The sequence below is a fragment of the Amycolatopsis sp. NPDC057786 genome (assembly GCF_042797905.1).
GTDB lineage: Bacteria > Actinomycetota > Actinomycetes > Mycobacteriales > Pseudonocardiaceae > Amycolatopsis.
On record NZ_JBHVKW010000094.1, the window covers coordinates 1 to 13,176 of the forward strand.

The window sequence follows — 13,176 nt, forward strand, 5'->3', positions numbered from 1 at the left end:
TGCCGTTCATCTGGAACGTCTTCAAGAGCTACCGGTACGGCGAGATCGTCACGGTGGACGACCCGTGGGGCTACGGCAACTCGCTCGAATGGGCGACGTCCTGCCCGCCGCCGCGGCACAACTTCACCGAGCTGCCGCGGATCCGGTCCGAGCGGCCGGCGTTCGAGCTGCACTACCCGCATATGGTGGAGCGCATCCACTCCGAGGGTGAGATCGGCTTCTTTGGGAAGCAGAAGGTCAACACCCACCGCGCGCCGTCCCAGGTGCTCACCGAGGCGGCCATGCCGGATGACCACTCCAGCGAGAAGTGACGGCGAGCCACGCTGCCAGGTGCCGCCGGAAAATCCATGTACTATCTAGCTTCGTAGACCTCTGAACCGCGAGGGAGTCATGACACCTGCCGAGCACCCACTGTTCCCGAACCGCCGGATGAGCCGGCGCGGATTCCTGGTGCTGGGCACCGGCACCGCCGCGGCTTTGGGCTTGTCCGCCTGCTCGTCCGGCGGCGGCACACCCGTGCAGGCCAAGGTCGGACCGACCTCACCGTTGGTCGCCAAGGCCGAGCAGGCCCGGCGCGCGGCGAACGCGACCGTCATGACAGCGAACTTGACCGCGACGGTGGGCGAAGTCGACCTCGGCGGCGTACCGGTCAGGACATGGACGTACGGCGGAGACCTGCCGGGCAAGGAAATACGGCTGAAGCGGGGCGAGGTACTGAAAGCCAACCTCGGCAACCGGCTCCCACAGCCGACGAGCATCCACTGGCACGGCCTCGCCCTGCGCAACGACATGGACGGCGTGCCCGATGTCACGCAACAGGCCATCGCGGCGAATGCCGACTTCTCCTACGAGTTCACGGTGCCCGACGCGGGGACGTACTGGTTCCACCCGCACGTCGGCGTGCAGCTTGATCGTGGGCTCTATGCCCCGCTCATCGTCGAGGAGCCGGCCGACGGCAAGGACTACGACGACGAACTGGTGATCGTGCTCGACGACTGGATCGACGGAACGGGCACCGATCCAGACGCGGTTCTGGACAACCTGAAGAAGAACGGGATGGCCATGCGCCACTCGATGCCGGGCATGTCGGAGATGCCCGGCATGCCTAAGTCGGACATCCTCGGCGGCGACGCCGGAGACGTCGTCTACCCGCATATGCTGGCCAATGGCCGGCTCGCCACCGCACCTCGTTCGTTCGACGGCAAACCCGGTCAGCGGATCCGACTGCGGTTGATCAACGCGGGCGGGGACACCGTGTTCCGGATCGGCGTTCCCGGCGCGCCGATGCGGGTCACCCACACCGACGGTTTCCCCGCGACCACTCGAAATCCGGCCGAGACCGTCCTGATCGGCATGGGTGAACGAGTCGACGCCGTGATCACCCTCCCCGACAAGGGCGTGCCCGTCATCGCCATCGCCGAAGGCAAGAACGCCTACGCCCAGGTGCTCCTGCATTCCGGCGGCAGCAAGGCCGCAACGGCGAACGACGCTGCAGTCGCGGCGCTGAAGGCTCGACCCGTGCAAAGCCTCGCCGATTTCCAGGCCGCTGCAGAGGTCGCCTTGCCCGCCAAGAACCCGGACGTCGTCCACGACATGGTCCTGGCCGGGCCAGGCGCCAAATACGACTGGACGATCAACGGCAAGCCCTTCGACCCCGCCGACGGCCTGCCGATCCGGCAAGGCCAAAGGGTCCGGCTGCGCTTCGTGAACAACTCGGACATGTACCACCCGATGCACCTGCACGGTCACACCTTCCAGGTACGTGGACAGAACAATCCCGGCCCCCGCAAGGACACCGCGATCGTCCTGCCCCGCACAACCCTGGAAGTCGACTTCGACGCGAACAATCCCGGACAGTGGCTCACCCACTGCCACAACGTCTACCACGGCGAAGCCGGGATGATGTCCGTGGTGTCCTATGTGGAATGAACGATCCCGCCGATGGGTGGCCGCAATCGCCGCCACGGCATTGAGCTCGGTCGTCGTCGGGGTGCCGACCGATGTCATCGACACGTCCTACTTCACCCGCATGACACCGATTCGATGGTGGGAATACCCCGTACTGGCCCTCACCGCGGTTCTCACCGGACTCTGGGTGTCCATTCGACGCCCCAAAAGCGATACCCGCGGACGTGGCCGGGTGATCGGCTCGGTGACCGCCGCGGTATTCGCCGTCGGATGCCCGGTGTGCAACAAGATCGTCGTGGGCTTGCTCGGCGTATCCGGCGCGCTCGGGTTGTGGGCACCCGTTCAGCCCGTACTCGCGGCGCTATCGGTGGTTGCCCTGGGCGCAGCCGTGGCGATTCGCTGGCGGCAGCGAGAGTGCACCACGGAAGCCTGCGCGCCGGAGATCACAAGGGAGGCCAGCCCAGGCGGGCGAACCACGCCAGCATCCGGCTCATCAGCAGCGTCCAGCCACCCGTGAGCATCGCGATACCCATCGCCATCAGCAGAACCCCGCCGACGACTTCGATCTTCCTCGTATGCTTCCGCAGCCGGCCGAGGCCGCGCTGCCCCCGTGCCACCCCGAACGCCACGAGCAGGAACGGCACCCCGAGCCCCATCGAGTAGGCGAACAGCAGCAACGCGCCGGTACCGACCGTCGCCGTGCCCGCGGCGGCCGCGAGGATGGACGCGAGCACCGGCCCTACACAGGGTGTCCACCCCAGCCCGAACGCCACGCCCAGCACGGCCGCTCCGGCAGGACCACCGCGCACACGATGCAGGTCGAACCGAAGTTCCCTGTGCAGCAAAGGAATACGCACAACACCGAGCGTGACCAGCCCCATCACGATCACCAGGACGCCACCGACGACCGTCAACGTCTGCTTCTGCTGAGCCAGCAACAGTCCCAGCGCGGAAGCCGTCATCCCGAGCGCGACGAACACCACGGTGAAGCCGAGGATGAACAACCCCGAGGCGACGCCGACACGCCGTTTGCTCAAGGTCATGGTCGTTCCGTCCACAGAGGACTGTCCGAGGCCGGACATGTAGGACACATAGCCGGGTAGCAGCGGAAGCACGCACGGCGAAGTGCACGAGATGATCCCCGCCACGATGGCCAACGACAGCGATGCGTACAACTCCACGTCAGAACCTGCCTGTTGGAACCCGGACGAGTGGTCGGCTCCAGCCGACTGTAATCTACTAGCGATGTTAGTAGAGCAGCGGGATACCGTGGTGGCCGTGACGGATCTGGACGTCAGCGTCCACCGCAGTCCTGTCCTGCGCGGACTCGATCTGGTGGTGCGCCCCGGCGAGGTGTTCGGTGTTCTTGGCCCCAATGGCTCAGGAAAGAGCACGTTGCTTCGCGTTCTAGCCACCCTTCTGCGACCGGCCGGAGGGCTCGGAACCGTGCTCGGCGCGCGGCTCGGCACGCCGGAGGCCCAGAGCGTCAGGTCGTCGATCGCACTGGTCGGGCATCAGTCGGCGTCGCATCCGCTGCTGACGCTGGAAGAGAACCTCCGCTACGTAGCCACGCTGACCGGGCGACCGGACTCTGCAGTCACCGCCGCGCTGGACCTCGTGGGCTTGGGACAGGCGACTCACCGCCGGGCGAACCAATGCTCACAGGGAATGCTCCGCCGCGCCGACCTCGCACGGGTCATCCTGACCGCTCCGAAGCTCTTGCTGCTCGACGAACCCCACGCTGGCTTGGATCCCGCGTCGTTCGGGTTGGTCGATCTGGTCGTGCACCGCGTCCGTATCCGCGGCGGCGCGGCGATCGTGGTCTCACACGACATCCCGCGGCTGACATCGTTGGCCGACCGGCTCGCTCTTCTCGAAGGCGGGCGGCTGGTGCCGTGCGTCCACGAGTTCACGCCGGAAGGTGAGCACCGATGACCACGCCGCTGCGGCAGGCCCGTGCCGTCGCCCGCACCGAGTTGCGGATCGAGGGCCGTGCCGGTGAGACGCTCTGGGTGATCGCGCCGTTCGGTGCGGTGGCGCTGTTGCTCGTGCCGTTGGCCGTCGGAGCCGATCGCCCGCTGCTCGCGCAACTCGGCCTGGGGATGTACTGGGTCGTGATCCTGCTGTTCGGCTTGCTCGTCACCCTGCGGCAATCCACGACCGATTCACCTGAACACCTGGGGATGCTGCGTCTGGCAGGAGTCGCCCCGGCGGCCAGGCTCGCGGGCCGCGCGATCGCGACCACGGCCGTTCTGCTGGCTTTCGAGATGCTGTTGCTGCCCGCCTTGGTCGTGTTCTACCAGCCGCCGATGCGCGGCTGGGCATGGCTGCCGGCCGTCTTACCCGTCACAGCCGCGGGACTGGCCGCGCTCGGCACCCTCGCCGGGGCCGTCGTCCGCGGCCTGGCCGGGCGCGGCACGCTCGGCCCCCTGCTGGTCTGCCCGCTGGCGCTTCCGCTGCTGCTCGGCGCCACGGAAGTGATCAAGACGGCGGCCTATGGACGGAATCCGTGGCCCTGGCTCCTGATGCTGGTCACCACCACCGCGATCGGCTGGCTCGGTCTGCTGCTGAGCGCGAACGCCTGTGAGGAGAACGCATGAACCCGCTCGGACGACGACTGCCGGCTGCCACCGTCGTCGTGCTCGCCGCTGGGCTGACCGGCGCCGTCCTCGCGCCGCCGGACCGCGTCCAGGGCGAGTACCAGCGTCTGATGTACCTCCACGTTCCGACGGCGTGGACGGCCTACCTGTGCTTCGTGATCACCTTCGCGGCGAGCGGACTGTGGTTGTGGCGGCGGAAGGACCGCTTCGACCGGCTCGCGGCCGCCAGCGCTGAGGTCGGTGTGCTGTTCACCGGTCTGACGATCGCGTTGGGTTCCTGGTGGGGCAAACCGGTCTGGGGCGTCTGGTGGACGTGGGATCCCCGGCTGATCACGACCGCGCTGATGTTCTTCGTCTACCTCGGCTATCTCGCCCTCCGGCGCGCGACGCTCGACCATGCCGCGCGGGCACGGCGCGCGGCCGTGCTCGGCGTCGTCGCGTTCGTGCAGGTGCCCATCGTGCACCTGTCGGTGGTGTGGTGGCGGGCGCTGCATCAGCCACCGACCGTCCTGAAACCGGGCGACCCGTCCATCGACCATCGGATGCTGCTGGTGCTGCTGGTCAACGTGCTCGGGTTCACCCTGCTCGCGATCACCCTGCTGCGAGCCCGAACTCGCTTGTCCTCGCTCGAGGAGGACCTCACCATCGCCCAAGCCACCGCGGACAGCCGGCTGGCCGGCCTCGCGGTCGCCGCACCCCGATTGGAAGGACCGGCGAACGATGCCTGAATGGACCTGGGTGATCATCGGCTTCGTAGTCACCTTCGGCGTTCTCACCGCGTACACGGTCAAGCTGGTCCAGCGGGCCAGGGCCGTCCAGCGCGAGTTGGGACGTGACCGGTGAAGCGATACCGGCTGCTCGCCGTTTCGGGCATCGGCGTTGTCGCGGTGCTCGTCGGCGTCCTCCTCTTCGGCAACCTGAACGGCAACCTCGTCTACTACCTCACGCCGAATGAGGCGCTGGCCAAGCACGCCGACTACGCCGAAGGCCGGCGTTTCCAGCTCGGTGGATTCGTCCGTCCGGGAAGCGAGCGGCGCACCGCCGACGGGCTCGCCTTCGTCGTGACCTCCGAGGTGCGCCCGGACAGCGCCGCGGTCGTCGTGCTGCACACCGGCCCGGTCGCGCAGCTTTTCCAGCCCGGCATCGGCGTGGTGGTCGAAGGCTCGTGGCGTGGCACGGAATTCCTCTCGGACACCATGATCGTCAAGCACGACGAGAACTACCGTCCGCCGGGCCCGACGCCGCAACCGGGTCCTGGAGGTGATCCTCGATGACGCAAGTAGTACCGGCCGCGGGCTGGGGTGGCGCATTGCTCGGCCTGGCCGCTTCGCTTGTCCTCGCCTTGTACGGCTTCCGCGCGCAATACCGTCCCGGCACAGTGCGAATCGGCCAGTTACGTGCTGCGTCCTCGGTGATGGCCGGTGGCGCGGTCCTGTCCATGGCGGCTCTCGAAACCGCGCTGCTGACCGACAACTTCGCGATGTCGTACGTCGCGGAGACCCACGCGCGCGCGACCCCGCTGCTGTTCACGATCACCAGCGCGTGGTCCGGACTCGGCGGCAGTATCGTGCTGTGGACGCTGGTGCTCGCCGGATACATCTTCGTCGCCGGCCGAAAGCTCACCGGTCCCGACGATCGGCTCGGGACCGGCGCACTCGGCGTCATGGGACTGGTCGCCGCGTTCTTCTTCGGCACGGTGACCACGGTCGCCAACCCGTTCAAGATCCTGGCTACTCCGCCGATCGACGGGCCAGGCCCGAATCCCTTGCTGCGCAACGACATCATGGTGGCGATTCACCCGCCGCTGCTTTATCTCGGCTTCGTCGGCTTCACGGTGTCTTTTGCCTACGCGATGTCGGCGCTGGTGCTCCGCCGAGGCGGCGTCGACTGGCTGGTGCGGACCCGCCGGGCGAACCTCGTCGCCTGGACCTTCCTGACCGCGGGTCTGATCGTGGGCGCCTGGTGGTCCTACGAGGTCCTCGGCTGGGGCGGCTACTGGGCGTGGGATCCGGTGGAGAACGCCGCGCTGATCCCGTGGCTGGTGGCAACGGCGTTCATCCACTCCTCCGTGGTGCAGGTCAAACGCGGAATGTTGCAGGCGTGGAATTTCGTGCTGGCACTCGCGACGTTCTCGCTCACCATCCTCGGCACGTTCCTCACCCGCTCGTCGGTGGTCGCGTCGGTGCACTCGTTCACGCAGTCCGGCGTCGGCCCCGCGTTGCTCGGATTCCTCGTCGTGGTGCTGGTGGCCGGGTTCACGCTGTTCGCGCTGCGCGGCGAGGACATCGCCACGCGAACACGATCCCTGCGACTCGGCAGTCGCGAGGGCCTGTTCCTGGTGAACAACCTTTTGCTGTGCTTGTTCGCGTTCGTCGTACTGCTCGGCACGCTCTACCCGATCTTCGTGGAGGCGCTCAACGGCGGACAGGTGTCGGTGGGGCGGCCGTTCTTCGACCGGATGGCCGTACCGCTGTCGTTCGCGCTCCTGCTGGCGATGGGCGCGGGCCCTTTCACGCCCTACCGTTGGGCGACGCCGGGGCTGCTGTGGACACGGCTACGCGTACCGCTTCTGCTCGGCAGCGCCGCCGCGGCGGTCGTGACCGTGGCAGGCCTCCGCTCCGTCGGCGCCGTCGCCGTGGTGTTCCTGGCGATGACGATCGCCGCGGCGAGTGTCCGGCAGCTGCTGGTCGCCGCGCCGAACCGGCGACCGCGAGGGCTGTGGCGGCTGATCACCGGGCAACGTGCGTACTGGGGCGGGCAGCTCGCCCACATCGGCGTGGGCGTCGTCGCCGTCGCGATCTCGGTATCCGGCGCCACCACGAGCCGCGCCACTGTCGCCCTCGGTCCAGGAGAGGCGGCGGAGTTCGCCGGGTACACGGTCACTTTGGACACCACCGAGCAGCACGTCGAACCCGACCGGACGCTGCGTGACGCGCACCTCGTGTTCCGCGAAGACGGTCAAGTCGTATGGACGGCCGAGCCCCGGCTCGAGACCTTCGTCAATCAGCCACAGGCGGTGGGTACGCCGACCGTGTGGAGCACGGCGGGCCGGGACATCTACGTGGCGCTCGCCCAGCTCACGCCGGAGAACGTGACAGTGAACCTCTACCGCTACCCGCTGATGTCGTGGCTCTGGGTCGGCGGGTTCATGATCGCCGCCGGCGGGCTGTGGGCGTTGACCGGGCGGCGACGTGGTCGCCTGGAGTGGTCCGCCGCCGAGACGGCTCCTTCGGAGGAGGCGAAAGCCGGTGCATAGCCGAGTCGTCAGCCTCGCCTGCATCGCCGGCGTGCTGATCCTGCTGGGTATCGTGGCGGCCCAGCTGTTGGGCACCGGCGGGCCGGGCGACCGGGCCTACGAACTCGAGCAACGGCTGCGCTGCCCGGTGTGCAAGAGCGTGTCGATCGCCGAATCGCCGTCTGAAACCGCCACCGCGATGCGGCAGGTCGTGCAGGAACAGGTCGCGGCCGGCCGCGACGAGGAAGAGATCGTCGACTACTTCCGTTCCCGGTACGGCGATTGGGTCCTGCTCGACCCGCCCGCGCACGGCCCGACGCTGTTGCTGTGGCTCCTGCCGGTGGCAGGTGTGCTGGCGGGTGCGGCCGGACTCGGCGTCGTCCTGCGACGTCGGCGAGTGGTCCTCGTCGTACCGGAGGACCAGCGAAATCAGGTCGCACAGGCCCTGGAGCGAGCACGGGGAACGTACCGTCGTGAGGATCTCCTGTGAACCGTGAACGAGAACACCTCGAGGAAGAGCGTGAGCAAGCGCTCCGGGATCTGCTTGCGCTCGAAGTGCAGATTCGTACCGGCGAGATTCCGGCTGCGGCCGGGCAACGGCTGCGCACGGAGTACGAGCGAGCAGCCGCGGACGCGATGACCCGGCTCGACGGTCTCGATGAGCCCGGTCCCCGCGCACCGTCCCGGCTCAGTGTCGCGCGGACGCTCGCCTACGTCGTCACCGTGCTGGTCGCCGGGATCGCCGCGGCCGTCGTCCTCCCCGGGTCGGTACAGCCCAGGCCGGAGAACGGGTTCGTGACCGGCAACGAGGTCACGCAGACCAGCGCACCCACAGCGCCGTTGCCCGCCGGCGGCGATGCGGCGGGTACGGCCTTGTGGATGAGGGCCAACGTCGAACTGTTCGGCCGCAACGATCCGGCCGCCGCGCTCCGTACCCTCGAGCAACTCCAGGCCCGGCGCGGCCTGCTCCCGGAAACCCGCCGCGATATCGAGGCCATGATCGCCACCGCCCGCCGTGAACTGGACAGGAACGGCCGATGAGCACCGAATTCGCGGATCCCCGTACCTCCACTATGCGGTGGCTGCGCTGGGTTGCGCTCGCCGCCGCCATCGCCGCGGTCGCCGTCGGCGCGTTGCTCGGCACCCGCCTCGGCAAGGACCCCACGCTGGTGGACACGCCGTTGATCGGCAAGCCCGCGCCTGAGCTCTCCCTGCCCTACCTGGAACGCGAGGGAGAGCTGGACCTCGGGTCGCTACGCGGCCGGATCGTCGTGGTCAACTTCTGGGCGTCGTGGTGCGTCCCCTGCCGCGAAGAACAGCCAACACTCGTGGCAGCGGCTGACGCGTACAGCGAGGCAGGCGTGACCTTCGTCGGGATCAGCTACCAGGATCAGCGCAAACCCGCGATCGGGTTCCTCGACGAACTCGGCCGCGGCAACGGGTACCAGTACGTCACGGACCCTCGTTCCCGCGCCGCCATGGACTTCGGCGTCATCGGCATCCCGGAAACATTCTTCATCGACCGGACCGGGACCATCGTCGCCAAGATCACCGGGCCGACCGACCCCCCGCTGCTCGCGAGCACGCTCGACGACATCCAAGCGGGCCGTCAGCCGCGGTCCCGCACGGACGGACCTGTCCAGTCGGAGCCGTCCTAAGCCGCCGCCAGAATGGTCGCCGCCGCGAGCACCAGCCCGCAGGCTGCCATCGTCACGGCACGGCCGGTCGCGGTTCGCGAATCGTTGCGCAACGGGAACAGCACCTGCCGAGCGAACGTGTAGGCCGCCACCGCACCCGTGAAGATCATCCCGTCGACCCCAGGCTCGACGCCGAGCACGAGAGTCAGCGTGACGATCCCGATCGCCAGCGCGACGGCGGCCTCGACGAGCTGAACCGGAAGCCGGCGAACGCCCAGCCTCCGGTCGGAGGACCACAGGCCCCATCTGGAACTCGTCGGCCTTCCCGCGCAGCATCCGGTGAGGAAGCAGCCCGGCCTGCCGATGGCCATTCCGAGGAAGATGCCCGGTGTCGTCAAGTCCAGGAGTTTCCCGATCGGGATGCCCACCACACCGGCACCGAGCGCCACCACACCCAACGCGACGAGCAGAAAGCCCTGGATACAGGCTCCGGCGGTCATGAACGTGCGCGGATGCCGTCGGTGCAGCGCGAGGTACCACGCCTTCGCCCCGGCGAACCCGAGCGCGCAGCCGATCAGAGAGACGGCGAGCATCCCCATGACACCGTATCCGGACCGGCCGACCAGCAACGCCTGCAGCACGAGCGCGACCACCGCACCCAGGCCGACCAGCAGCGGCCAGGACAGCAACCGCACCCCTGGGCCCTGCCCCAGGACGCCCGGCCGCGCGACCACGTCGACCACCCGCCTCGGCAGGTCTCTCGACGCGGCTGAGCCTCGTCCCATCGCCGTGTCCGGCCTCGCCGTGACTCGCCAGGTGCCGGGGTTGACGCCCGGCACCTTCGTCGTCAGGGCCGTCCGTCCGCTACCCGGAATGATCTCGAGGCGCTCGATCACGTCGAACCGGTCACCAGGGCCCGGCCTACCAGTGGCATCGGTCCTCATCCCGGTGAATCGGATCAACGCTGTGTACGGGTCGCCGGAATCGGCGGCCTCGAACCAGTAGGTGGCCGCGACCCCGTGTGGCAGCACCTCCGCGGCGAGGCCGTCCATGCAGCCCACCGCCGCCGCGCGACCTTGTCCCGTGCGTCCGCCGGTCTCCGCCGGACCGGTCTCGGGCCTGGTTTTGACAGCTACTGGCACGGACGGAGCCGGCCGTGAGCGGGCCAGCGCGGGCGGCAGGACGCCGCTGGTCCGCGCGGGGCCCGCCGCCCGCTGTGCCGACGCCGTGCGCTGCTCCGGGCGGGTCGTGGTCTTCGACGACTTGTTCCGTGCCTTTTTGCCCACAGCGACGCACTTCCTCACGAATCGAGCTATCTACTACTTTAGATAGTACTAGCTCTTGCAGTGATTCGAGTCGACCTTGCCTCGCCGCCGGAGAAACCCGGGAGCCGGCCGCTCCGACGACCAGGACCCCACCCACAGGACCAGCGCGGCGGCAACAGCCCCTGCCGCCGCCGCGATCAGCACATGCTCAGCCCAAGACCCCAGCCGATCGGCCATCGTGAGATCCCGTCGCAGCGGGACCGTGTCGATCAGTGTCGTTGCGGTGAATTGGCTCGAAGCGCGGGCGACCGTGCCGTCGGGCCGGATGATGGCGCTGACCCCGCTGGTCGCGGCGACCAGCACCGCGCGGCCGTGTTCGACGGCCCGCAACCTTGCCATGGCGAGCTGCTGATAGGTCATCTCGCTTCGCCCGTACCACGCGTTGTTGGTCGGCACGGTGAGCAGTTCGGCCCCGGCGCGGACGGCGTCGCGGCCGGCCTGGTCGTAGGCGACCTCGTAACAGATCGACGCGCCGACGACCGTCTCGGCCAGCCGCAAAGCTGCCGGGCTCCCGGTTCCCGGCGAGATGTCTTCGCCAGTGTCGGCAAAGGGAGTGACCAACCGGGCGATCTCGCGTGCGGGCATGTACTCCCCGAACGGCACCAGCTTCTGTTTCGCATAGCGCTGCCCTGGTCCTTCGCCAGGTTTCCAAACGACGGCGACGTTCTGGCTGCGTCCATCGGGCAGACGCTCAAGTGCGCCGACGAGTACCGGGACGCCGAGTTCGTTCACCAGCGCGCCGAGCCGGTCTCCATCAGCAGGTATCCGGACCGCCGTCTCGGGCCAGACGACCAGATCAGGCTTCGGAACCTGGCCCTCGCGAACCCGTTCCTTCAGCCGCCGAAACTCGGCGAAATGGTTGTCGCGCAGAACATCTCGCTCGCCGAGCAAGGCCAATCCTCGATCCGGTGCGTTGCCCTGCAGTACCGCGACCGTCCGATTGCCGGCCTCCGCGCTGCCATCGACGCTCGGCCACGTCCCCATCCCGGCGGCAATCGGCACCACGACGGCCAGTACAGGCCCGACGAGGACGCGGCGAAATCGCCATCCGATCTCGTACATGCGCACCATGAGCCGCGACATGCCGAAACCACAGAGCACCACCGCGAAGCCCACCAACGGGGCGCCACCGAACGAGGCCAGCGACAGAAAGATCCCTTCCGGCTGAGTGAACGCGATACGCCCCCAGGGAAATCCACCGAACGGGAACCACATACGCGGCGTCTCCACGGCTATGACCACCGCCGCCATCCAGACGGGTGCACAGGGAAGACGTTGAACCGCGGCGGACAGGCCACCGACGAGTGCGAAGTAGAGCGCCATCGTCACCGACAACGCCAGCCAGGGCCACGGCCCGAAATCCGCACCGAGAAAATCCTGCAGCCAGGACAGCTGGGGCACGAAGAACGCAAGCCCGAAAAGGAATCCGCGACCGGCGCCCTGCCGAAACCGGCGACCATGCAAGGCGAGCCCGAGTACGGCGAACGCCACCGGCGCAAGCCACCACCAGCTCCGGGGCGCCAGGCTGACGTAGAGGATCAATCCGGCGAGCACGGCTGGAACGACTGAGCGCAGTGCGCACCGCAGCGCTCGAGCAAGTCTCAAGTCTCGTCGCCACACACGGCGATACTATCGCGCATAGTAGATTGCTACGGACGGCACACCAGTCGCACTCACCTCTCATCGCCTACGTCGGCCCCACGATCCTTCAGCCATCGCAACGGATCAGCCTTGCGACCGCCGGGTTCCCACACCTCGAAGTGCAGATGAGGACCAGTCGAGATCCCCTTGTTGCCCACCTCGGCGATCACTTGCCCCGCCTCGACACGCTGTCCGGCACGTACCCCGAAATCGTTGATGTGGCCGTAAACGGTGATCGTCCCATCGTCATGCCGGATGCGAACCCACAGCCCGAACCCGCTAGCAGGCCCCGCGTCGATCACTACCCCTCGCATCGGCGTCCGAATGGGAGTGCCGATCTTGTTGGCGATGTCGAGCCCATAGTGAGTGGAACCCCACCGTGGACCGAAGTTCGATGTGATCACGCCGGTCACCGGCGGATACACCTTCTTTCGGGCGGCCTCCTCGGCCTGCTTGCGCGCCACTTCCTCCTTCGCCGATTTCACCCGCGCTACCCTGTCCTGCCGGACACGCTCGGCGGTCCGCAGAACCACTACCTCGTCGCGCTGTTGCCGCGGAACGACCGGCAGCAACATGCCGGCCGCCGCACTTCCACCGCCGGACAATGCCGCGTTCACCGCCGGCTCCAGCGGCGGCGGAGCCGCATCATCGTTGATTCCGGTTTGCGTCGCGGCCGCCGCGGCGCCCGCACTGAGACCGAAGAGGAAGACTCCCGCCCGAAACGCCGTCCGCATGCGGACTCCGGTTCCGGAGTGATTGCCGGCCACGAACACACCTCTCGGTCGGGAACAAGCTCACCGCCGCGGCACGCTACCACTATGGTGGATAGT

15 protein-coding genes and 1 pseudogene are annotated in these 13,176 nt (G+C 68.0%); 12 read left to right on the forward strand and 4 right to left on the reverse strand.

Annotated elements, in window-relative coordinates; genetic code table 11:
* From ACFVM3_RS33380 to ACFVM3_RS33390, 3 genes and pseudogenes are all read left to right on the forward strand, one after another.
* Positions 1 to 311 (forward strand): annotated as a pseudogene (locus tag ACFVM3_RS33380) (cytochrome ubiquinol oxidase subunit I); the annotation flags it as partial.
* A 79-nt stretch (positions 312 to 390) separates the two neighbouring features.
* On the forward strand, positions 391 to 1,929 hold the full coding sequence (locus tag ACFVM3_RS33385; protein WP_378443895.1) for a multicopper oxidase family protein: 1,539 nt from the start codon (positions 391 to 393) through the stop codon (positions 1,927 to 1,929).
* Positions 1,930 to 1,945: 16 nt separating this feature from the next.
* Positions 1,946 to 2,425 (forward strand): hypothetical protein, encoded by a 480-nt coding sequence (locus ACFVM3_RS33390; protein ID WP_378443896.1) that lies wholly within the window; start codon positions 1,946 to 1,948, stop codon positions 2,423 to 2,425.
* Here ACFVM3_RS33390 and ACFVM3_RS33395 read toward each other — a convergent pair.
* Complete coding sequence (locus ACFVM3_RS33395) at positions 2,352 to 3,089, reverse strand: cytochrome c biogenesis CcdA family protein (RefSeq protein WP_378443897.1); 738 nt, start codon at positions 3,087 to 3,089, stop codon at positions 2,352 to 2,354. The genes ACFVM3_RS33390 and ACFVM3_RS33395 overlap by 74 nt on opposite strands.
* Positions 3,090 to 3,186: 97 nt before the next feature.
* Here ACFVM3_RS33395 and ACFVM3_RS33400 point away from each other — a divergent pair, with 97 nt between their 5' ends.
* The 9 genes from ACFVM3_RS33400 to ACFVM3_RS33440 are packed head-to-tail and all read left to right on the forward strand — an operon-like array spanning position 3,187 to position 9,401.
* A complete protein-coding gene (locus ACFVM3_RS33400) occupies positions 3,187 to 3,843 on the forward strand; it encodes an ATP-binding cassette domain-containing protein (RefSeq protein ID WP_378443898.1) in 657 nt (218 codons plus the stop codon).
* Positions 3,840 to 4,508 (forward strand): heme exporter protein CcmB, encoded by a 669-nt coding sequence (locus tag ACFVM3_RS33405; RefSeq protein WP_378443899.1) that lies wholly within the window; start codon positions 3,840 to 3,842, stop codon positions 4,506 to 4,508. The genes ACFVM3_RS33400 and ACFVM3_RS33405 overlap by 4 nt, the downstream gene beginning before the upstream one ends.
* Positions 4,505 to 5,236, forward strand: coding sequence for a cytochrome c biogenesis protein CcsA (gene ccsA / locus ACFVM3_RS33410; RefSeq protein WP_378443900.1), 732 nt, complete (start codon positions 4,505 to 4,507; stop codon positions 5,234 to 5,236). The genes ACFVM3_RS33405 and ccsA overlap by 4 nt, the downstream gene beginning before the upstream one ends.
* A complete protein-coding gene (locus ACFVM3_RS33415) occupies positions 5,229 to 5,351 on the forward strand; it encodes a hypothetical protein (RefSeq protein ID WP_378443901.1) in 123 nt (40 codons plus the stop codon). Before ccsA ends, ACFVM3_RS33415 begins: the two co-directional genes overlap by 8 nt.
* Positions 5,348 to 5,782 (forward strand): cytochrome c maturation protein CcmE, encoded by a 435-nt coding sequence (locus tag ACFVM3_RS33420; protein WP_378443902.1) that lies wholly within the window; start codon positions 5,348 to 5,350, stop codon positions 5,780 to 5,782. Before ACFVM3_RS33415 ends, ACFVM3_RS33420 begins: the two co-directional genes overlap by 4 nt.
* Positions 5,779 to 7,764, forward strand: a complete 1,986-nt coding sequence (locus tag ACFVM3_RS33425; protein ID WP_378443903.1) for a heme lyase CcmF/NrfE family subunit — start codon at positions 5,779 to 5,781, stop codon at positions 7,762 to 7,764. The genes ACFVM3_RS33420 and ACFVM3_RS33425 overlap by 4 nt, the downstream gene beginning before the upstream one ends.
* On the forward strand, positions 7,757 to 8,233 hold the full coding sequence (locus ACFVM3_RS33430) for a cytochrome c-type biogenesis protein CcmH (protein ID WP_378443904.1): 477 nt from the start codon (positions 7,757 to 7,759) through the stop codon (positions 8,231 to 8,233). The genes ACFVM3_RS33425 and ACFVM3_RS33430 overlap by 8 nt, the downstream gene beginning before the upstream one ends.
* Positions 8,230 to 8,784 (forward strand): hypothetical protein, encoded by a 555-nt coding sequence (locus tag ACFVM3_RS33435; RefSeq protein ID WP_378443905.1) that lies wholly within the window; start codon positions 8,230 to 8,232, stop codon positions 8,782 to 8,784. Before ACFVM3_RS33430 ends, ACFVM3_RS33435 begins: the two co-directional genes overlap by 4 nt.
* Positions 8,781 to 9,401, forward strand: a complete 621-nt coding sequence (locus tag ACFVM3_RS33440) for a TlpA family protein disulfide reductase (RefSeq protein WP_378443906.1) — start codon at positions 8,781 to 8,783, stop codon at positions 9,399 to 9,401. The genes ACFVM3_RS33435 and ACFVM3_RS33440 overlap by 4 nt, the downstream gene beginning before the upstream one ends.
* Here ACFVM3_RS33440 and ACFVM3_RS33445 read toward each other — a convergent pair.
* The 3 genes from ACFVM3_RS33445 to ACFVM3_RS33455 all read right to left on the reverse strand — a co-directional run bounded on the left by ACFVM3_RS33445 (position 9,398) and on the right by ACFVM3_RS33455 (position 13,113).
* Complete coding sequence (locus tag ACFVM3_RS33445) at positions 9,398 to 10,666, reverse strand: prolipoprotein diacylglyceryl transferase family protein (protein ID WP_378443907.1); 1,269 nt, start codon at positions 10,664 to 10,666, stop codon at positions 9,398 to 9,400. The genes ACFVM3_RS33440 and ACFVM3_RS33445 overlap by 4 nt on opposite strands.
* A 48-nt stretch (positions 10,667 to 10,714) precedes the next feature.
* Positions 10,715 to 12,247 (reverse strand): apolipoprotein N-acyltransferase, encoded by a 1,533-nt coding sequence (gene lnt, locus ACFVM3_RS33450; RefSeq protein WP_378443908.1) that lies wholly within the window; start codon positions 12,245 to 12,247, stop codon positions 10,715 to 10,717.
* A 131-nt stretch (positions 12,248 to 12,378) separates the two neighbouring features.
* Positions 12,379 to 13,113, reverse strand: coding sequence for a M23 family metallopeptidase (locus tag ACFVM3_RS33455; protein WP_378443909.1), 735 nt, complete (start codon positions 13,111 to 13,113; stop codon positions 12,379 to 12,381).
* Positions 13,114 to 13,176: the final 63 nt, after the last annotated feature.

What these genes read in the sequence shown, in the direction of transcription:
- ACFVM3_RS33440 (WP_378443906.1), top strand. Translation starts at nt 8,781, where the DNA reads ATGAGCACCGAATTCGCGGATCCCCGTACCTCCACTATGCGGTGGCTG.
- ACFVM3_RS33425 (WP_378443903.1), top strand. Translation starts at nt 5,779, where the DNA reads ATGACGCAAGTAGTACCGGCCGCGGGCTGGGGTGGCGCATTGCTCGGC.
- ACFVM3_RS33405 (WP_378443899.1), top strand. Translation starts at nt 3,840, where the DNA reads ATGACCACGCCGCTGCGGCAGGCCCGTGCCGTCGCCCGCACCGAGTTG.
- ccsA (WP_378443900.1), top strand. Translation starts at nt 4,505, where the DNA reads ATGAACCCGCTCGGACGACGACTGCCGGCTGCCACCGTCGTCGTGCTC.
- ACFVM3_RS33415 (WP_378443901.1), top strand. Translation starts at nt 5,229, where the DNA reads ATGCCTGAATGGACCTGGGTGATCATCGGCTTCGTAGTCACCTTCGGC.
- ACFVM3_RS33385 (WP_378443895.1), top strand. Translation starts at nt 391, where the DNA reads ATGACACCTGCCGAGCACCCACTGTTCCCGAACCGCCGGATGAGCCGG.